This window comes from Candidatus Binatia bacterium, from assembly GCA_036563615.1.
In the GTDB taxonomy this organism is placed as follows: Bacteria; Desulfobacterota; Binatia; order UBA12015; family UBA12015; genus DATCMB01.
The window spans coordinates 731,862-751,099 of the sequence record DATCMB010000006.1; the positions used below are offsets into that span (position 1 = coordinate 731,862).

Annotated in this window: 15 protein-coding genes; 9 read left to right on the forward strand and 6 right to left on the reverse strand. The window is 72.5% G+C overall.

The genetic code is table 11. The annotated features are described in order from the left end of the window. Positions 1-136: 136 nt before the first annotated feature. Positions 137-664: a hypothetical protein gene (locus VIS07_06160; GenBank protein HEY8515074.1), complete on the reverse strand. Its 528-nt coding sequence runs from the start codon at positions 662-664 to the stop codon at positions 137-139. 146 nt (positions 665-810) lie between these two features. On the opposite strand from VIS07_06160, the gene VIS07_06165 reads away from it, so the two are divergent. The 5 genes from VIS07_06165 (at position 811) to VIS07_06185 (ending at position 7,360) form a co-directional block, all read left to right on the forward strand. After that, the gene (locus VIS07_06165) at positions 811-2,631 is read left to right on the forward strand and encodes an arylsulfatase (protein ID HEY8515075.1); all 1,821 of its coding nucleotides are present in this window, start codon (positions 811-813) and stop codon (positions 2,629-2,631) included. A 144-nt stretch (positions 2,632-2,775) separates the two neighbouring features. Beyond that, positions 2,776-3,198, forward strand: coding sequence for a hypothetical protein (locus VIS07_06170; protein ID HEY8515076.1), 423 nt, complete (start codon positions 2,776-2,778; stop codon positions 3,196-3,198). Next, entirely contained in the window at positions 3,161-3,802 is a 642-nt protein-coding gene (locus tag VIS07_06175) for a sigma-70 family RNA polymerase sigma factor (protein HEY8515077.1), read from the forward strand. Before VIS07_06170 ends, VIS07_06175 begins: the two co-directional genes overlap by 38 nt. Then, positions 3,799-4,449 (forward strand): cupin domain-containing protein, encoded by a 651-nt coding sequence (locus tag VIS07_06180; protein HEY8515078.1) that lies wholly within the window; start codon positions 3,799-3,801, stop codon positions 4,447-4,449. Before VIS07_06175 ends, VIS07_06180 begins: the two co-directional genes overlap by 4 nt. A gap of 100 nt (positions 4,450-4,549) precedes the next feature. Continuing rightward, entirely contained in the window at positions 4,550-7,360 is a 2,811-nt protein-coding gene (locus VIS07_06185) for a S8 family serine peptidase (GenBank protein HEY8515079.1), read from the forward strand. Positions 7,361-7,427: 67 nt separating this feature from the next. On the opposite strand, the gene VIS07_06190 is transcribed toward VIS07_06185, so the two are convergent. Continuing rightward, positions 7,428-9,482 carry a cation:proton antiporter gene (locus VIS07_06190; protein HEY8515080.1) on the reverse strand — a complete coding sequence of 685 codons (2,055 nt, stop codon included), beginning with the start codon at positions 9,480-9,482 and terminating at the stop codon, positions 7,428-7,430. A gap of 244 nt (positions 9,483-9,726) precedes the next feature. On the opposite strand from VIS07_06190, the gene VIS07_06195 reads away from it, so the two are divergent. The 3 genes from VIS07_06195 to VIS07_06205 all read left to right on the forward strand — a co-directional run bounded on the left by VIS07_06195 (position 9,727) and on the right by VIS07_06205 (position 13,352). Beyond that, positions 9,727-12,441: a PAS domain S-box protein gene (locus VIS07_06195; GenBank protein ID HEY8515081.1), complete on the forward strand. Its 2,715-nt coding sequence runs from the start codon at positions 9,727-9,729 to the stop codon at positions 12,439-12,441. An 87-nt stretch (positions 12,442-12,528) separates the two neighbouring features. Further along, positions 12,529-12,987 (forward strand): hypothetical protein, encoded by a 459-nt coding sequence (locus VIS07_06200; GenBank protein ID HEY8515082.1) that lies wholly within the window; start codon positions 12,529-12,531, stop codon positions 12,985-12,987. Continuing rightward, positions 12,984-13,352: a hypothetical protein gene (locus tag VIS07_06205; protein HEY8515083.1), complete on the forward strand. Its 369-nt coding sequence runs from the start codon at positions 12,984-12,986 to the stop codon at positions 13,350-13,352. Before VIS07_06200 ends, VIS07_06205 begins: the two co-directional genes overlap by 4 nt. Before the next feature lie 120 nt (positions 13,353-13,472). Here the strand turns inward: VIS07_06205 and VIS07_06210 are convergent, their stop codons facing one another. From VIS07_06210 to VIS07_06225, 4 genes are all read right to left on the reverse strand, one after another. Beyond that, a complete protein-coding gene (locus VIS07_06210; protein ID HEY8515084.1) occupies positions 13,473-15,668 on the reverse strand; it encodes a hypothetical protein in 2,196 nt (731 codons plus the stop codon). A gap of 520 nt (positions 15,669-16,188) precedes the next feature. Beyond that, the gene (locus VIS07_06215) at positions 16,189-16,623 is read right to left on the reverse strand and encodes an OB-fold domain-containing protein (GenBank protein ID HEY8515085.1); all 435 of its coding nucleotides are present in this window, start codon (positions 16,621-16,623) and stop codon (positions 16,189-16,191) included. Positions 16,624-16,646: 23 nt separating this feature from the next. Then, positions 16,647-17,843 carry a thiolase family protein gene (locus VIS07_06220; GenBank protein HEY8515086.1) on the reverse strand — a complete coding sequence of 399 codons (1,197 nt, stop codon included), beginning with the start codon at positions 17,841-17,843 and terminating at the stop codon, positions 16,647-16,649. 14 nt (positions 17,844-17,857) lie between these two features. Beyond that, positions 17,858-18,454, reverse strand: a complete 597-nt coding sequence (locus VIS07_06225) for a hypothetical protein (GenBank protein HEY8515087.1) — start codon at positions 18,452-18,454, stop codon at positions 17,858-17,860. Between the two features lie 185 nt (positions 18,455-18,639). On the opposite strand from VIS07_06225, the gene VIS07_06230 reads away from it, so the two are divergent. After that, positions 18,640-19,236, forward strand: a complete 597-nt coding sequence (locus VIS07_06230) for a DOMON-like domain-containing protein (protein ID HEY8515088.1) — start codon at positions 18,640-18,642, stop codon at positions 19,234-19,236. Positions 19,237-19,238 lie beyond the last annotated feature (2 nt).

Genomic DNA, 19,238 nt, shown 5'->3' on the forward strand with positions numbered 1-19,238 from the left:
GCGTACGCTAGTCCCAGACGTCGAGCGCACGCAAAACGTCTCGAGCAGGATTCGGCAGCGAGCCGCGCGGCTGCCGGGCGGGCCCCAGGGAGACGAGGCGGACGGGGCCGCTACAGGTCGACGCTCGACCGCAGCCTCAGCTCGGCTCGACGCGGCTCGCGCGCGCGCCGGCGCCGCTCAGCAGCGCGTCGATCCGCCACAGCGCCACGACCCCGATCGTCGCCCCGCCGACGCTGAGAGCGACGAACAGCACGCGCACCGCCACGTCGGTCGGCGGAAAGCTCGCGAGCAGCGTCATCCCTCCCCAGCCCTCGGCGAAGCCGTGCGCGATCACCAGCGCGGCGAGCGACAGCACGGACGCCCGGATCGCGCACCGACCGGCGTCGAGAGCTTTCGAGGCTTCGGCTGCCGCGCTCGGCGGCAGCGCGCGCGCGAAGCTGAACATCACCGAGCCGAGGAGGCCGAACGCGGTGAAGGCAGCGGCGAGGATCGTCGTCGTCGCGGGGTCGATGCGCCAGAGCACGCCCGCTTCCGAGATCACGCCGAGGAGGTAGACGAGAACGAACGCGAGCCGCAGCGCGACGCGCGGCCCGGCGCCGAGCGGGCGCCAGCGCGCGGCGCGCGTCGTCGCGTCCTCTCCGGTCGCCGTCGCCGAGCTTTCCATCGCCGCCGTGGTGTACGGCAGGACGCGCGCCCGGCTTTACGCGCGCGTGCGCGCCGCGCGGCGCGGAGCGGAGCCTCAGCGCGGGGCCGAGAGACGCCTCGGGTCCGAAGTGACAGAGGGCGTGTCATTTGTTTCCTTCCCCGCCGATGCCCTCCCGGTACCCCGAGCGCCGCGGACGAAGCGCGGCGTGGCTGTCGGCGCTCCTCGCGCTGCTCGCAGCGGTCGTCCCGGCCGCGGCGCAGCCCGCACCGGCGACGCAGCCCGCCGACGCGAAGCGCCCGAACGTGCTCGTCGTCCTCATCGACGACGGCGGCTTCACCGACCTCGGTCCGTACGGCGGCGAGGCGCGGACGCCGAACATCGACCGTCTCGCCGAGCGCGGCGCGCTGTTCACGAGCCACCACAGCTCGCCCCTGTGCTCGCCGTCGCGCGCGATGCTGCTCACCGGCATCGACAACCACCGCACCGGGGTCGCGACGATCGAGGAGGTCATTCCGCCCGAGCACGAGGGCCAGCCGGGCTACACGCTGCACCTCGAGCCCGGCGTCGAGACGGTCGCGACGCGGCTCAAGCGCGCCGGCTACCGGACCTACATGGCGGGCAAGTGGCACCTCGGACACGGCCCGGGCGACCTGCCGAACGCGCACGGCTTCGACCGCTCGCTCGCGCTCGACGCGTCCGGCGCCGACAACTGGGCGCCGAAGCCGTACATGCCGTACTACGCGGACGCGCCGTGGTTCGAGGACGGCGAGCCCGCCAGGATGCCGGAGTCGTACTACTCCTCGGAGCTGCTCGTCGACCGGTTGATTCAGTACTTGACGGAAGACCAGGGCCGCTCCGAGCCGTTCTTCGCCTACCTGTCGTACCAGGCGGTGCACATCCCGGTGCAGGCGCCGGGCGAGATCACGGCGCGCTACGCAGGACGCTTCGACGCCGGCTGGGAGGTCGTGCGGCGCGAGCGCTGGCGGCGCGCGCGCGCCCTCGGGATCATCCCGATCGACGCGCCGCTCGGTCCGATTCCTCCACAGCTGCGCTCCTGGGCGTTGCTCACCGACGACGAGCGGCAGATCTACGCGAAGAGCATGGCGGTGTACGCCGCGATGATCGAGGCGCTCGACCACCACCTCGGTCGGCTGCTCGCCTGGCTCGACGAGCGCGGCGAGCTCGAGAACACGCTCGTCATCGTCACCTCGGACAACGGGCCCGAGCCGAGCGACCCGGTGCACGCGCCGGGGATGAACGTCTGGATGGCGCTTCACGGCTACAGCTGGGAGCTCGACAACCTCGGCGAGCGCGGCAGCCTCAACTTCATCGGTCCCGAGTGGGCGACGGCGGCGGGATCGCCCGGCAGCTTGTTCAAGTTCTACACCACGGAGGGCGGCATCCGCGTGCCGCTCGTCATCGCGGGACCGGGCGTCACGCCGGGGACGCGCGTGCGCACGCCGACCTTCGTCACCGACGTCACGCCGACGATCCTCGAGATCGCCGGGGTTTCCGCCGAGGGCGGCGGCGTGCCGATCACCGGACGCAGCCTCGGCCCGGTGCTGCGCGGCGAGGCGGAGCGCGCCCACCCGGTGGACGCGCCGGTCGGCGTCGAGGTGGCGGGCAACGCGGCGCTCTTCAAGGGCGACATGAAGCTCGTGCGCAACATGCCGCCGTGGGGCGACGGCGCGTGGCACCTCTACGACATCGCGCGCGACCCCGGCGAGACCGAGGACCTCTCCGCATCGCGCCCCGAGCTCGTCGCCGAGATGCTGCGCGACTACGAGGCCTACATGCAGGAGATGGGCGTCCTGCCGATGCCCGAAGGCTACGACGTCCAGCGGCAGATCATCCGCAACTCCATCAAGCGCCAGGTGCAGCACAACATGGGGTTCCTCGCGGTGGTCGCGGCCGTTCTGCTCGCCGCCGCAGCGTTCGTCGTGCGGCGCCGACGTCGCACCCGCCACGCGCGCGCCGCGCATTGACGCCGCCATCCGTGGAAAATCGCGCCGCAGAAAGAAAGAGCAACGTTTCACCCATCCGCCTGCCGTCGCCTGTCGTTTGATCGGGTGACATCGCGTGCGCGTCGCGAGAGCGGCTGCGCGTTCCCGCGGTGGTTCGGAGGCTGGATGACGAACGACGCTGAGCTGCGCGCTGCGGTGCGCCAAGCGGTCGAGGCCGGGCGACTGCCCGACCGCAGGCCGGACCGTACGTGGGGCGGACGTGGCGGCGGAGATCGCTGCGCGATCTGCACGTCGCTGGTGCGCCGCGAGGAGGCGGAGCTCGAGCTCGAGTTCGTCCAGCCCGACGGCAGGCTCGACGTCTACGCCGTCCATGCGCGCTGCTTTGCGCTGTGGGAGATCGAGCGTCAGCGCGAGCAGCTCGAGCGCGTCGCCGAGGCGGCCGGCGAGCCGACGCTCGCCGACCTGGGCCTCTCGTCGCGCAACGGTCGGAGCGACGAGCGCGCGAAATACCTGTTGTCCGAAGTCGCGGAGGCGGCTACGACGGGCGGCCGTGAGCGCCGGAGGCCCGACAAGCCGCGATCCGTCTGATGGCCCCGGCCTGACCCTCGGTGACCTCCTCCACTCCGACAGCAAGGTCCCGGTCTCCGAGGAGGAGTGGGTCGACCTCGTGCGGCGCGTCGCGGCCGGCGACGAGCGCGCCCTGCGCGCGCTCTACGACCGCGCGAGCCGCATCGTCTTCACGCTGAGCATGCGGATCACGGACGATCGACAAGCGGCGGAGGAGGTGACGCTCGACGTCTTCCACGACGTCTGGCGTCGCGCCGCGTCCTACGACGCCGCGAACGGCACGGTGGTCGGCTGGATCATGAACCAGGCGCGCTCGCGCTCCATCGACCGACTGCGCGCCGGACGTCGCAAGAAGCGCGTCGACCATCAGCCCGGGATTCTCGCCGCAGCATCGGACGATCCGCAGGACGACGCGTCCCGCCGGGAGGAGGGCAGGGCGCTGCACGGCGCGCTGACCGTCCTGAACCCGAAGGAGCGCCGGGCGATCGAGATGGCCTACTTCTCCGGGCTGACCCATGCCGAGGTCGCGGAGCGCCTCGAGGAGCCGCTCGGCACCGTAAAGACACGAATTCGCTCCGGGCTCGACAAGCTGCGCCGGGCGCTCGTCGGGAGGAAGCAGCCATGAGCGGGGCGGCGCGGATGCACGACGCCGAGCACGCCGACGCGCTGCTGCTCTACGTGCTGCAGATGCTGCCGACGAGCGAGGCCGCCGCGGTGGAGGAGCGCCTCGCGAGCTGCGCCGAGTGCCGAAGCGAGGCGCAGTCGCTGCACGGCGTCGTCGACCGCTTCGTCGACTGGCCGACCGACGTGCTGCGTCCGTCGGTCGCGCTGTGGGGCCGTCTCGCCGAGCGCGTCGGGATCGGATCCGATGCCGCGCGCGCCGGCGCAGCGCGCGCGCCGCGCGCGAGCGCGCCGACCGCAGACCGGGCCATGGGAGAGCCGTCCGCGGCCGCCTGGACCGCCCCGCAGTGGACCGAGCCCGAGTGGACCCAGGCCGCGCCGGGGATCCACGTCAAGCTGCTCGCGAGCGACGCGGCGAGGCAGCGCGTCAGCATGCTCGTGCGGCTCGCGCCGGGCGTCGACTACCCGCCGCACCGCCACGCCGGCGTCGAGGAGCTGCACCTGCTCGAGGGCGAGCTCTGGATCGACGACCGCAAGCTCCTGCCCGGCGACTTCAACCGCGCCGAGCCCGGCACCGCCGACAAGCGCGTCTGGAGCGAGACCGGCTGCACCTGCGTGCTGATCACCTCGCCGCGGGACGAGCTGGGCTAGACGCGCCTCGCTCTCGTCACGCCGTGGCGCGGGACACGGCCCGCGTACCTCACGGCTTCGAGGACTCTACTTTCGCGCCGTCCTTGCCGATACGGCGTGCATGCGAAGGTTCGGCTCCGGTCTTCTCCTCACGCTCGCCGCGGTTCTCCTCGCAGCGAGCGCTGCGGACGCGCAGCTCGCACGACGCTTCAAGAGCGAGCTCTACGAGGCCAATCCCGACCTCACGAAGGTCGCCTCCCCGCTGCTCGAAGCGCGCAAGCTCGCTCGCGAGGGCAAGAGCAAAGCGCAAGTGCAGCGCGCGGTGCCCGCGCTTCCGTTCCGAGCCGGCCTGCCCGAGATCGAGGTGCGCCTCTCCGAGCTCACGCCGGAGATCCTCGACCAGCTGCGCGCGGCCGGTCTGATCGTCGAGGAAAGCCATCCGAAGTACGCGCGGGTCATCGGCTGGTGCGATCCCCTGCAGCTCGACGCGGTGGCCGCGATCCCGCAGGTGCGGACCATCCATCCGAACTACCCGCCCGAGAAGAGCGTCGGCGCCGTCACCAGCCAGGCGGATCTTTCGATCGCCGTGCAGCAGGCGCGCGCCGAGTTCGGCGTCGACGGCTCCGGGGTGCCGGTCGGCATCCTGTCGGACAGCTTCGCCGCGCTGACCCCCAGCAGCGTCTCGGGCGTCGGCTGCTCGCGCCTCGTCACCGGCACCTCGTCGCAGCTCACCGCCGACCTGCCGCCGACCGTGCAGGTCCTGGAGGACTTCGATGGCGAGGACGAAGGCCGCGCCATGGCCGAGCTCGTGCACGACCTCGCGCCTGGGTCGCCGATCCTGTTCCACACCGCGTTCGAGAGCGAGGCCGGCTTCGCGAGCGGCATCGACGCCCTGCGCGCGTGCGGCGCGAAGGTGATCGTCGACGACGTGTCCTACCTCACGGCGCCGATGTTTCAGGACGGCATCGTCGCGCAGGCGGCACAGGCCGCGGTGGAGGCGGGCGTGCCGTACTTCAGCTCGGCGGGCAACCAAGGTCGCTTCGGCGTCGACGCCGTGTTCACCTCCGCGGTGCCCGGCATGGCCGGCTTCGACCTGCACGACTTCGGCGGGGGCCAGACCCTCGCGCGCATCACGCTGCCGGACCGCTGCAGGGCGAGAGCGGTCCTGCAGTGGACCGATCCGTTCGACGGAACGCTCGGGCCCGGCGCCACGACCGACCTCGACCTGCTGGTCTTCTCGTGCAGCGACGGCTCGTGCGACCTTCGCGACGACCTGTCCAGCGTGACCCCGCAGGGCTGCAGCCGTCAGGGCGGCGTCGGTGGCGACCCCGTCGAGCTCGTCGCGCTCCCGCAGACGAGCGGCGAAGCCCGGACCTACTACCTGGCGGTGGATCGCGCGTGCGGCGACGCGAAGCGCTTCCGCGTCGTGCTCTATCCATCCTGCACCGACCCGGCGAACTACGACACGGAGATCTTCCGCGACGCCGAGATCGCCGGGCACGCGGCGGCCGCGGGTGTGATCGCGGTCGCTGCGGTCGACTACCGCGAGATCGACTCGGGCGGAGCGTTCATGCCGCCCGCCGACGTGATCAACGTCCAGCGCTACAGCTCGCTCGGCGGCGAGATCCCCTTCTACTTCGGGCCGACGGGCGAGCCGCTTCCCAACGCCCCGGTGCTCCGCGCGAAGCCGGAGATCGCGGCCCCGGACGGCACCGACACGACGTTCTTCATTCCCGGCGTCGATCCGGACAACACCGGCTTCCCGAACTTCTTCGGCACCTCGGCCGCGGCGCCGCACGCCGCGGCGGTGGCGGCGCTCATGCTGCAGAAGAACCCGACGCTGTCGCCCGCGGGCGTGCTCGCGGCGCTGATCGACAGCGCGCTCGACATCGAGGCGCCGGGCTACGACTTCCTCTCGGGCTACGGCTTGGTCGACGCGGTCGGCGCGGTCGCGGAGGCGGCGAAGCCCGCTCCGTCGCCGACGCTGGCGCAGCTCGAGAATCCCGCCCCGGGGAGCGCGCAGAGCGGCATCGGCCTGATCTCGGGCTGGGTCTGCAACGCGACGAAGGTCCAGTACCAGGTCGACGGCGGCGAGCCGAAGGACCTCGCCTACGGCACGTCGCGCCTCGACACCGTCGGGGTGTGCGGCGACGCCGACAACGGCTTCGGGGGGCTGCTGAGCTGGAGCGTGCTCGGCGACGGCGAGCACACGCTGCGCGTCCTCGCCGACGGCGTCGAGATCGCGAGCTCGACCTTCACGGTGACGACGTTCGGCGTGGAGTTCCTTGCCGGCGCGAGCGGCGACTACCCGATCTCGAACTTCCCGCGGCCGGGCGACTCCTTGCTGCTCCGCTGGCAGGAGCCGCTGCAGAGCTTCGTCATCGCCGCCTTCGCGCCAGCGCCGGCCGGCGCAGCGCTCGCGGCCGAAGCCAGCTCCGGCGACTCCGCCACGGCGGCGACGGCGAGCGCGCTGCGCGTGCGCGCGAACCCGGAGCTCGACGCCGCGGCGACGCAGGCGAGCCCGCTCGGCGTGCTCGAGAACCCGGCGCCGTCCTCGTTCCAGAGCGGCATCGGCATCGTCTCCGGCTGGGTGTGCGATGCGACCGAGGTCACGTTGAGCATCGACGGCGGGACGCCGTCGCGGGCCGGCTACGGGACCTCGCGGCGCGACACCGAGGCCGTGTGCGGCGACACGGACAACGGCTTCGGACTCCTGCTCAACTGGGCTCTGCTCGGCGACGGCACGCACACCGTCACCGCGTACGCCGACGGCGTGCCGTTCGGCGAGGCGACCTTCACGGTGACGACGCTCGGCAGCGAGTTCGTGATCGGCGCCACGGGCGAGTACGTGCTGCCCGACTTCGCGGGCCGCGACGTCACCGTGCGCTGGGAGCAGGCGCAGCAGGGCTTCGTGATCGTCGACGTCGAGTGAGCGGACGTCGAGCCGCGTGCGCCGCGTCCTCTCGTTGCGCGCGCGCCTTCGCGAGCGAGCGCTCTTCTTACGGACGCCGGCTCAGCAGCTCGCGCGCGGCGAGGATCGCCTCCTGCGTTCCGGCGACGGCGAGGATGTCGCCCGCGCGCAGCACCTCGGTCGCCTGCGGGACGGCGATGCCCGCGCCGTCGCGCGAGATCGCGAGCACGGTCGCGCCGGTCGTGGCGCGCAGGTCGAGCTCCGCGAGGCTCTTGCCGACCGCGAGCCCGCCCGGCGGGATGCGCACCGTCTCGGGCTCGCCGATGCCGGGCAGCAGCCGGTGGACGTCCTCCATCGAGTGCTCCTCGCCCGCGCCTGCCGACTGACGCGCGAGCGCCTCGACGACGACCTGCGCGCCCGCGCGGACGTGGGCGTCGAGATTGGTCGTGCTGCGCCACAGCGAGATCAGCAGGATGCCGAGCAGCCCCGCGACCAGCAGCGCGCTCCCCGAGCCGCCGAGCACCGGCTGCGTGATCGCGACCAGCGGCATCGCCACCGCGAGCGCGAACACGATCTGCAGCGACACCACCATCGCGCGCCGCGCCGCGGCGGCGAAGTCGAGCCCGCCCGGCTCGGCCTCCGGGAAGGCGCGCGCGGCGAGCGCGTAGCTCAGCGAGCGCGACACGCGGACGATGCCGATCGCGAAGGGCAGGGCGAGGATCACGTTCGCGATTAGCACGAGCACGTGCGCCGTCTGCAGCGACACCGACAGGTACTCCGAGACGACCGGCGCGAGCCGCGGCCGGCCGATCGCGCCGGCGAACGCGAGCACGCTGATCACGAGCGCGTCGATCAGGAGCAGGCGCACGAGGTGGTGCACGCGCGACACCGAGCGCGGCTCGTCGCTCGAGGCGGTGCCGAGCCGGTCCCACCACGATCCGTAGAGCACCGCGAAGGTCTGCATCGGCTTCGGCAGGCTGTGCTCGACGAAGCTCGCGAGCGATCCGGAGACGCGGATCAACCACGGCGTGGTGAGCGTCGTGATGGCCGACACCGCGACGGCGACCGGGTAGAGGAAGTCGCCGGTCGCGCCGAGCGCGCGGCCGAGCCCGGCGATGATGAACGAGAACTCGCCGATCTGCGCGAGCGACATGCCGGCCTGCACCGAGGTGCGGATGCCGTTGCCGGTGAGGAACGCGCCGATTCCGACGCTGACGAGCTTGCCGAGGATCACGGTCAGCGTGATCACGGTGATCGGGATCGCGTACTCGAGGAGCTGCGTCGGGTCGATCAACATGCCGACCGAGACGAAGAAGACCGCCGCGAAGACGTCGCGCACCGGCTGCACGAGCCGCTCGACCTCGTGCGCTTGACCCGATTCCGCGATCAGCGAACCCGCGAGGAACGCGCCGAGCGCGACCGAGTAGCCGAACTCGAGCGCGAAAAGCGCGATCGCGAAGCAGATGCCGATGCTCGCGACGAGCGTCGTCTCGTCGCGCCCGATGCGCACGACGAAGCGCATCGTGCGCGGCACGATGAACAGCCCGACGATCAGCAGGATCGAGAGGAAGGCGAGCAGGCGCATGCCGGTGACGGCGAGCGAGCTCGCCGACAGCCCCGTTCCGCTCGCGAGCGCGGTGAGGATCGCCATCAGCAGGATCGCGATCAGGTCCTCGACGATCAGCACGCCGACCACGAGGTCGCGCAGGCGCCCGCGGATCCCCTGCTCGTCGAACACCTTGGCGATGATCGTCGTGCTCGAGACGCAGATGATCGCGCCGGTGAAGATGCTCTCCTGCGTCGTCCAGCCGAAGCCGCGCGCGATGACGTAGCCGAGCCAGAGCAGCAGGCTGCACTGGATGATCGCGGTCGCGCCGGCGCCGGGTCCGACCGCGAAGAGCTTGCGCAGGCTGAACTCGAGCCCGAGCGAGAACATCAGCAGGATGACGCCGACCTCGGACAGCGTCTGCACGATGCCCATGTCGGCGACCAGCGGGATCGGCACGTTCGGGCCGACGATGACGCCGGCCAGGATGTAGCCGAGCACCACCGGCTGGCGGAGTCGCTGGAAGACGACGGTCGTGATCGCGGCGACGCAGAGCACGACGGCGAGGGCTTGCAGGAAGTCGTGTGCCCCGTGCATCTCAGCCCTCGTCGTGTCGGCGCGGCTCCATGGCGGAGCCCAAGGCGCTGCTCGTCCTCAGCGCGTCCCGCATCTCGCGATCACTCCCTGCTCCCTCCAAGCCGTCGTCGTGTGTAGCGCAAATAACGATCGGCGCGCCGCTCGACACGTCCGATTTTCGGCAACGCCCTTGACCCCGGACCGACCCTCCACCCATCATGAAGGACGCGCGATCGCTCGGCCCCGCGCTCGCTCAGGAGAACCCTTGCACAGTAGCTCGCGTCCACGACGCGGCTCGCGCGCGCCCGGCGGTCCGGACGAGCCCGGTCGCGGCTCTCACGTCGTTCAGCTCTACGAGGGCGACGCCTTCCTCCTCGACCAGGTGTCGCGCTTCATCGTCGCCGGCTTCGACGCGGGCGACGGCCTGGTGGTCATCGCGGAGGAGCCGCACGTCGCCGATCTCGAGGCGCGGCTTGCGAGCTACGGCATCGACGTTCCCGCTGCAAGCGCGCAGGGGCGTTACGTCGCGCTCGATGCGCGGCAGATCCTGCGCGAGGTGTCGGTCGACGGGCGCGTCGATCGCGAGCGCTTCCTCGACGTCGTCGAGGGAACGCTCGCGCGCGTCGCGGAGAATCGCGCGCAGGTCCGCGCCTTCGGGGAGATCGTCGCCGTGCTGTGGCGCGACGGACGCCACGAGGAGGCGCTGCGTCTCGAGCGCTTCTGGAACGAGCTCACCGAGCGCATGCCGCTCGCGCTGCTCTGCGCCTATCCGGTCCGCGTCGGCGGCTGCGAGCCCACGGGGGCGCTGCTGCACGAGGTCTGCGACCAGCACACGGAGGTCGTTCCGGCGGAGAGCTATACCGCGCTGGTCTCCTCCGACGCCCGCCTGCGCGCGGTCACGCAGCTCCAGCACGAGACGGACGCGTTCGCGCGCGAGCGCTCGGAGCGCGCGCGCCTCGCGGCGATCGTCGAGTCGTCGGACGACGCGATCATCGGCAAGACCCTCGACGGCATCGTGACGAGCTGGAACGACGGCGCGCGGCGGATCTTCGGCTACACCGCGGAGGAGATGCTCGGCCGGCCGCTCAACTTGCTCGTGCCGCCCGACCGCACCGACGACATCGCGCAGATCCTCGCCAAGATCCGCGTCGGCGCGCGCGTCGAGCACTACGAGACCGAGCGCCTGTGCAAGGACGGCCGGCGCATCCACGTGTCGCTCACCATCTCGCCGATCAAGGACGCATCGGGCGCCGTGGTCGGGGCGTCGAAGATCGCGCGCGACATCACCGGGCGAAAGCGCGCCGAGGACGAGCTGCGCCGCGGCCGCGAGGCGCTCGAGACGATCTCGCGCGTCGGGCTGTCGCTGTCGGCGGAGCTCGAGCTCGACAAGCTGCTGCACGCCGTGACCGAAGCGGCGACCCAGCTCGCCGGCGCGCGCTACGGCGCCTTCTTCTACCGGCAGGTCGACGGGCTGGGAGAGCGCTACGAGCTGCGCGAGGTGCTGGGTCCGTCGAGCTGGCTCGAGGGCGCGGGCTGCCGTCCGGAGTCCTCGCCGCTCGCGAGCGTGCTGCGCGGCGAGAGCGTCGTGCGCCTCGACGATCTGCGCGCGGGGTGCGGCGCCGACGCGTCGGCGGGCGCGCCGGCGGAGCCGACGGTGCGCAGCTACATGGCGGTTCCCGTGGTCGGCCGCGGGCGCGAGGTGCTCGGCGCGCTCGTGCTCGGACACCCGCGCCGCGGCGTGTTCACCGAGCACGCCGAGCGTCTCGTCACCGGGCTCGCGGCGCACGCCGCGGTCGCGGTCGACAACGCGCGCCTCTACCAGGCCGAGCGTCGGCTGCGCAGCGAGGCCGAGCAGGCGAGCCGCGCCAAGGACGAGTTCCTCGCCATGCTCGGTCACGAGCTGCGCAATCCGCTCGCGTCGGTGCGCAACGCGATCGTCACCGCGAGCCTCGACCCCGGGCGCCGCGAGCGCGCGCTCGGCATCGCGCGCCGCGGCGCCGATCAGCTCGCGCGCATGGTCGACGATCTGCTCGACGTCGCGCGCATCTCGCGCGGCAAGATCACGCTGCAGCGTGCGCGGGTCTCCGTGCAGGCGATCGTCGAGCGCGCCGTCGAGACGACGCGCCCGCTGGTCGACGACCGCGGTCACACGCTGCGGGTGTCGTTGCCCGAGGAGCCGCTCGAGGTGAACGGCGACCAGACCCGGCTCGAGCAGGTGCTGGTCAATCTGATCACCAACTCGGCGAAGTACACCGAGGCCGGCGGGCACATCGAGGTGAGCGTCGAGCGCGCGGGCGGCGACGCGGTGCTGCGCGTCGTGGACGACGGCGCCGGCATCGCGCCCGAGATGCTGCCGCGCATCTTCGAGCTCTTCAGCCAGGCCGAGCGCGAGCTCGCGCGCACGCAGGGCGGGCTCGGCGTCGGGCTCACGGTCGTGCGTCAGCTCGTCGAGCTGCACGGCGGATCGGTCGAGGCGCACAGCGAGGGGCTGGGGAAGGGCGCGGAGCTCGTCGTCCGGCTGCCGGCGCTGTCGCCGGCGGAGCGCACGGAGCCGCAGACGTCGGCGGCGCAGCCGTCCGCGGTCGAGCGCGCGCGCGTGCTGCTGGTCGAGGACAATCCCGACGTCGCCGAGAGCATGGCGCTTCTCCTCGAGCTGCTCGGCCACCAGGTGCGCGTCGTCGACGACGGCCTCGCGGCGCTCGACAGCGCGCGCGCGTGGCGCCCCGAGGTCGTGCTGATCGACATCGGGCTGCCGGGGATCGACGGCTACGAGGTGGCGCGCCGCATGCGCGCCGACGAGGGCATCCCGCACGCGCTGCTGGTCGCGCTCACCGGCTACGGGCGCAGCGAGGACAAGGCGCGCGCGCTCGCGGCGGGCTTCGACCACCACCTCACGAAGCCGGTCGAGTTCGACGCGCTGAGCGCGCTCGTGTCGGCGCTGCCGCAGCGTCGCTCCGGAACGTCGTCGACGGTGCACTGAGCGCGGCGAGCGTCGGCGCGACGGCGTCGACGCGCCCGATCCGGGCCGGGACAGCCGCTGTCTTCGCGCCGTGCTTTACGTCGCGGCGTGAATCGACGTCGCACGATCCACCCCGGCGGCTCGAAGCCGCTCCCCTCGGGCGCGCAGCTCGCGCTCGTGGCTACGGTCGGCGCGCTCCTCGCGGCGCTCGTGCTGCGCTGGAGCGGCCCGGACGCGACCGCGCCACGCGGCGCGGCCGAGCTCGATCCGCTCGCGGCGCGCGTCGAGCTCGCCGCGGCGCTCGCCGACCGGCACGCCGGCGACGACGCGCCTGCCGCGCTCGACGCGGAGATCGCGGCAGGCCTGCCGCCCGCCGAGGCCACGCGCGTGCCGGGCGGCGACTCGCTGCCCGCCCGGCGTCAAGCACTCGCGCGCACCGTGCGCGACCTGATCGAGCAACGCCCCTCCGCCGCCGCGGAGGCCGACCCGGAGACGACCGCGGCCGTCGCGCGCGCCGTGCGCGCGGCGCTCATCGACCGGATGAACAGGAAAGGAGACGACCAGTGAAGAACGCCCTGAAGACCTTGCTCTCGCTCTTCGCGCTGCTCGCGACGCTCGGCCTCGCGACGCCGAACGAGGCCCGCGCCTACGCGCTCTCCTGCAGCACCGCCGTCAACTTCATCCTCTACGGCGACGACGGCGACGTCGGCCTCGTCGTCGGCCACTCGGCCGGGGTCGTCGACTTCATGGCCGGGATCTACTGCTTCACCAAGCACCGCGCCTGCAGCTGCCTGTCGAACCTGATCGTCCAGAGGACCGAGCAGTTCTCGGAGGCGTTCGCGGCGCGGCTCGCCTCGTGCGCGACCTCGCGGCCGCGCGATCCGGCGTTCGGCCCGGCGGTCCAGGCCGCGGCCGACGTCTGCGGTCTCTGAGCGTCGTCCGACGCTGCCGGCGCGTCCCTCGCCTCGCGCCGGCGCCCCGGCGGCCGTCCGCACGGATGCGGGCGGCCGCCGGGCCTCGACGCGAGCGGCGAGCTGCCGGCGTCGCGGCGCCTACGGATCGATCCCGTAAAGCTCGATCTCGCTCGGCGCCGTCGCCAGCATGCCGAACGTCCCGCCGACGTTGCCGTTGAAGTACTCCTGCAGCACGAGCGGCAGGGCAGGCAGGCCGCGGAAGCCGCTCGCGCGCACGCCGAGGAACGACGCGCGGTCGGGGTCGAGGTTGCGGCGCTCGTGGACGCCGCTCCCGCCCGGCGCCGGATCGGACGCCAGGCTGAAGGTCATCCAGCCCGAGATGAAGTTGCCGGTGGCGAGCGTCTGATCGGCGCGCGCGTCCGGCGGCCCGCCGATCTGCAGAATCGACAGCTCGCGCGGCAGGTTGCACTCGGGGCTCGGGAAGAGCTCGTTCTCCTCGCGGTCGAACGTGCGGCAGCCGATGCGCTCGCCGCTCGGCGAGCAGCGGAACGGCGGGCTCGCGACGTCGTCGGTGCAGTGCACGCCCTTGGTCGGCAGCGCGAGGACCAGGAAGGTCTTGCCCGCGGTGAGCGGGCTCACGTCGTAGGTGACGTGCAGCTTCGACTTCGACAGCACGAGGTCGAGCTGGTCGCGGCAGCTCGCGAGGCCCGAGTACGGGCTCTCGGAGCCCTTGTCCCAGTTGATGCAGCTTCGCACGTCGGGGAGCCCGCTCGAGAGCGGCGCCGCGATCGAGCCACCGCCGTCAATCACAAAACGTGCGATCGCCGGCATCTCGTAGTCGTACGCCACGCCGGACACCGCGCGGACCAGCGCGACGTGGCCCGCGAGGCTGTTGGGCGGCGTCGCCAGGTCGCCGGTGAGCCGCGCGAACGTGTTGCCCTCGCGCACGAAGCCACCTTCGAGCGGCTCGCACGGGAGCTGCTCTTGCGCGATGACCTCGAAGTAGCCGCGACGCACGTCGTCGGCCGCGAGGCCGTTCGGGACCTCGAACACCCCCTCGGCGCCGCCGCTCGTCGGGTCGAGCGCCGGTCCGGTGGTGAGGGTGGTCGAGCCGAGCGAGGTGACGATCGGCATGCGCGAGCGGATCGTCGGGACGCCGGCGTCGCCGAGCGTCACCACGCCCGCCCACACCTCGCCGCACGACAGCGCGACGTCGAAGGCGTAGACCTCGCGGCTCGTCTTGGACTCGCGGAAGCGCACGCGCGCGAGCACGCCGCCGAGCTCCCCGCCGAGCGGATTGAGATTGACGATCTGGATGTTGACCGCCTGATCGTCTTCGCCGGCGAGACCCGCGACGCGGCGCACGTCGTACAGGGTGCCGTAGAGCAGCTGTCCGACGCCGCCCGGGTTGAGCGTCATGCCGGCGAAGCCCTCGTCGCCGAGGCCGAGCTCGTCGGTGTGCGGATCGGTGCCCGCCGGTCCGGGCAGCGGCGTCGGGGTCGGGTTCGGCGCCGGCGTCGGCGACGGGCTCGGGGTCGGCGCCACCGGCGTCGGCTCGTCGGTTGGCGTCGGCTGCGCTCCGGGCGTCGGCGTCGCGCCGCCGGACGGGGTCGGGGTCGCACCGCCGTCCGGGGTGGGCGTGGGTCCGCCGCCCGGCGTCGGTGTCGGGCCGCCGCCCGGGGTGGGCGTGGGCGTCGGCGCGACCGTCGGCGTCGGCGTCACGGCGCCGCTGCATTCGACGTACGCTTCGGAGTGGCCGAGCACGATCTCGCCGCTCAGCGCGCCGATCCCGAGGATCGACACGTCGAGCTCCACGCGCAGCGCGTTGACCGCGAGGCCGAGGCTCGTCACGCCGTCGCCGGTGAGAATTTGTTCATTGACGATGACGCGCAGGCCGAGCAGATCGAGCAGTACGAGATTGGGCTGCGGGTTCTGCGGCAGCACGAGGCCCAGGCCGAGCGTGCCGCCGACCTGCGCATCCTCGATCACGGTGTCGCCGTCCGCCGCGAACGCACCGCAGTCGCCGCTGATGTTGGCGTTCGACGTGATGGTGGACGCGCTCAGGGTGAGCAGCGGCACCAGCCCCGCCAGGTTGAGGGAGAGGCCGTCGATCTCCGCCACGGAGGCCGTCGACGCATTGTCGGGGACGTCGGAGACCGTGAAGGCGACCAGGGCTCCGGTCGACAGGATCGGGCCCGTCAACGGCGTCGAGACGTTCACCGAAAGCGTCTGGTAGGGCCCGTCCGAATAGCTCGGCGGCCCCGAGCCCTGGGCGACGGGCTGGGCGGGAAGATCGATCGGGATGCCGGCGCCGAGGAGCGGCAGGAGCGTCATTCCGACGGCGGCGCCGTAGGCGGAGCTGCTGGCGCTCGACTGGGCCGCTGCGGGAGCGGCGACGAACAGGAAGCAAGCGATGAGAAGGGCAGCGCGTCGTCCGGTGGCGCCGGGTGTGCGGTGTGCTGCACGCATCAACATCAAAAAGACCTCCATCAGCTACGGCGGCCAGCTGCGGTGCTCGGATCGATGGTGGTCGGAGTCGGTGCCGGACGCGCCGAGCATCACCGAGGTCGGTGCGAGATGCAATGTGGTAGCGAACAAATTTTTCGACCTTGACGCTCGCCAGCGAGTTCGCCAGCGACGACCGATAGGCGCGCGCCTGCGCATCGTGCGATTGCTTGCACGCGCGCCACGTCGGGCGTCGAGAATGCGTCGCTCGGTTGCGGGTCGATGGGGAGGACCCGCTGGCGATGAGCGCGACGTCGAGCGGTCGCGCGAAGCGGGCGGACGGGCGCGCGCAGGCGCGCGCGGCCGCGCCCGCCTGGTCAGAGGCGCCGGATCGTCAAGCTCGAGAGTGTCAGCCGCGATCCGGCGCGAACAGCGGCGCCACGACCTCGCCCGCGACCCCCGTGAAGCGCAGCGGGCGGAACACGACGCGCACCGGCATGTCGCAGCGGAGATCCTCGGGCGCGCAGTCGACGATGCGGGTGACGAACCGCACGCGCGGATCCTCCTCGAGCGCGACCAGCGCGGGCACGATGGGCAGCAGATCCGCGACCTGCGGGATCCACGCGTGGCGCACGATGGAGAACGAGAACAGACGTCCGCGCCCGCCGAGCGTCGTCCACGCGAGCTCCGCGCCGCCGCAATGGCGGCACGGCGTTTCGGGGTACCAGACGAGGCGCGCGCACGAGCGACAGCGCGTCAAGCGCAGCTCGCCGCGCGCGGCGCCCGCCCACAGCTCGCGCGTCGGCTCCCAGGCGACGTCGGGCAGCGGAAAGGCGGCGTGCATCGGACGTCTCGGGCGCGCGTCCGTCAGGTCCGCGCCAGGATCAGCGTGCTCGCCTGCGGACCGCTGTAGCCGCCGTAGACGCCGATCTCGGCGTCGGGCACCTGCGCCGCTGCCTCGCCGCGCAGCTGGCGCACGAGCTCGGTGACGTGCGCGATGCCGAGCACGTAGGCGTGCGACAGCAGCCCGCCGTGCGTGTTGTACGGCAGCTTGCCGGAGTCGAAGCAGAGCGTGTCGCCCGCGACGAACGCGCCGCCCTCGCCCTTCGGGCAGAAGCCCATGTCCTCGATCTGCATCAGCGACACGATGGTGAACGGGTCGTAGCAGGCGAGCACGTCGACGTCGGCGCGCTCGATCCCCGCCATCGCGAACGCGCCCGGCGCGGCGTACACCTGCGGCGTCGCGGTGAAGTCGCCTTGCTGCGACCAGTAGGAGCCGGTGCGCGAGTTGCCGACGCCGACGCCGAGCACCGCGACCGGCGGCTTGCGCAGATCGCGCGCCCGCTCGAGCGAGGTCATGACGTAGGCCGCGCCGCCGTCGGAGATCAGGCAGCAGTCCTCGCGGCGAAACGGATCGGCGATCACCGGGCTCGCGAGGTAGTCCTCGAGCGTCAGCGGCTTGTCGTGCATCACCGCGCCCGGCGTGAGCGTCGCGTGACGGCGGCATGCGACGGCGATTGCGCCGAGCTGCTCCGGCGTCGTGCCGTACTCGTGCATGTGCCGCCGCGCGATGCTCGCGAAGTAGACCGGCTGCGGGAACCAGCCGAACGGCACCTCGAGATTTTGCTTGAAGAGGTCCTCGGCGTGCACCTGGCCGGGACCGCCGACCATCTGCGCGCGCTGCGTCGCCCAGGTGACGGCGAAGGCGTTGAGCACGTAGCGCGCCTTGCCGGCGCGGATCGCGAGCGCCGCCTCGTACGGCGCCGAGCCCGCCCACACCATGCCGCCGCCGTGCGGCGACGTCCACATCGCGTGCGAGGTGCCGAAGTGCGCGTGGAACGCCGCCGCGTCGAGCTGGCCGCCGAAGAACGGCAGCCACATCAGACCGTCGACGTCGGCCGGGGCGAGCCCGGCGTCGGCGAGCGCACGCTCCGCGGCTTGCGCCGCGATCTCCCGCGCCGAGCGCCCCGAGGCCTTCGAGAACTCCGCGTCACCGACGCCGACGATCGCGATGGCGCCGGCGACGTCGTCGAGCTCGCTCGCGAAGCCCCAGGGCTCGCACATGCGCTCGGGTGCGCTCAGTTGCCGGCGCTCTTCGGTGCCTCGGCGCCCTGGCCCTTGGCGGCGTCCTCGCTCTTGGCGGCGTTGCCGCCCTCGTCTTTGGCGTCGCCCTTGGCGCCATCGCCCTTCGCCGCGTCGCCGCTCGGGGTCGCGGTGGGGGCGCCGTCGGGCGGGAAGGTCGGGGCGGGCGTGGGGGTCGGCAGCCCGAGGCTCGCGGTGAGCTTCTCGATCATCGCGTTGCGCATCCCCTGCCTCGCGGCCACGAACTTCCGGAACTGGTCCTTGCTGAGGACCTTCTGCATGGCCGCGTCCCGGGCGCCCTCGATGTTGCGCGCGGCGCGATGGTTCTTCACCACGTCGCCGCCGTCACCGGTCAGGATCGGCTGCATGTCCTCGGCGTACTTCTTGTTGATCTCCTCGACCTGCGGGATCTGCTCGGGTGTCAAGGACAGGCGCTCGGTCATGATCTCGGTTTCCACCTTCGCGCGCTGCTCCGGCGTCGCCTTGACCAGCGCCTCGGGGACGGCGTGGGTCTGCGCCCACGCGACGCCGAACGAGCCGGTCGTGAGCACCACGACCAGCGACACCACCAACGTCCTCACAAGCTTCCTCATGAAACCTCCCTCCGCAGGCATATCGTGATCCCGAGCGCGCCGCCAAGCGGGCTCCCTGCGCGCTCCCGCAGCGTGCAGCACCTACGGATCGCGCCGCGGCACCGCATGCGTCCTTCGACGCACGACGCGCGGATTTCATCGCATGGCGCGTTGTCGCGGCCGCGAGCGTGGGCTATCGCGCTGCCATGACCGGCACCTTCGCGGCAGCGCGTGGTCGGAGCGAGCCGGCGCTCACGCCGCTCGTGCACCACCCGACGACGCCGCCGAGCGCGGCGCTCGAGGTGAGTGGCGGAGCGGCGCTCGAGGGGACGACGCTGTGGCTGCGCTTCGTGCTGCACGGAGAGCTTGCTCGCATCGCGCTGCCCGCGCCCGCAAGCGCGCCGAGGCGACGCGACGAGCTCTGGCGGCACACCTGCTGCGAGGCCTTTCTCGGCGCGGCGACGCGTCCCGCGTACGTCGAGGCAAACTTCGCGCCGACGGGCGACTGGGCGCTCTACGCGTTCGACGATCGACGCCGGGGGATGCGCGACGTTCCCCTGGCGCGCGCGCCGCGCAGCGCGACCCGCAGCGACGCGCGCACGCTCACGCTCGACGTCCTGCTCGATCTCGAGCCGGTCGCCGCGCTGCTCGGCCCGCCGCCGTACGCGCTCGGCCTTTCGGCCGTGGTCGAGGAGCACGACGGCAAGGTCGCGTACTTCGCGCTCGCGCACCCCGGCGCCCATCCCGACTTCCACGACCCCGGCGGCTGGAGCGCGTCGCTCGCCGCGCGGGCCGGGTCGTGAGG

Bases quoted from the DNA above. Each gene is read 5' to 3' on its own strand.
- VIS07_06160 (HEY8515074.1), bottom strand. From the start codon at position 664: ATGGAAAGCTCGGCGACGGCGACCGGAGAGGACGCGACGACGCGCGCC.
- VIS07_06165 (HEY8515075.1), top strand. From the start codon at position 811: ATGCCCTCCCGGTACCCCGAGCGCCGCGGACGAAGCGCGGCGTGGCTG.
- VIS07_06170 (HEY8515076.1), top strand. From the start codon at position 2,776: ATGACGAACGACGCTGAGCTGCGCGCTGCGGTGCGCCAAGCGGTCGAG.
- VIS07_06180 (HEY8515078.1), top strand. From the start codon at position 3,799: ATGAGCGGGGCGGCGCGGATGCACGACGCCGAGCACGCCGACGCGCTG.
- VIS07_06185 (HEY8515079.1), top strand. From the start codon at position 4,550: ATGCGAAGGTTCGGCTCCGGTCTTCTCCTCACGCTCGCCGCGGTTCTC.
- VIS07_06190 (HEY8515080.1), bottom strand. From the start codon at position 9,482: ATGCACGGGGCACACGACTTCCTGCAAGCCCTCGCCGTCGTGCTCTGC.
- VIS07_06210 (HEY8515084.1), bottom strand. From the start codon at position 15,668: ATGACGCTCCTGCCGCTCCTCGGCGCCGGCATCCCGATCGATCTTCCC.
- VIS07_06215 (HEY8515085.1), bottom strand. From the start codon at position 16,623: ATGCACGCCGCCTTTCCGCTGCCCGACGTCGCCTGGGAGCCGACGCGC.
- VIS07_06220 (HEY8515086.1), bottom strand. From the start codon at position 17,843: ATGTGCGAGCCCTGGGGCTTCGCGAGCGAGCTCGACGACGTCGCCGGC.
- VIS07_06225 (HEY8515087.1), bottom strand. From the start codon at position 18,454: ATGAGGAAGCTTGTGAGGACGTTGGTGGTGTCGCTGGTCGTGGTGCTC.
- VIS07_06230 (HEY8515088.1), top strand. From the start codon at position 18,640: ATGACCGGCACCTTCGCGGCAGCGCGTGGTCGGAGCGAGCCGGCGCTC.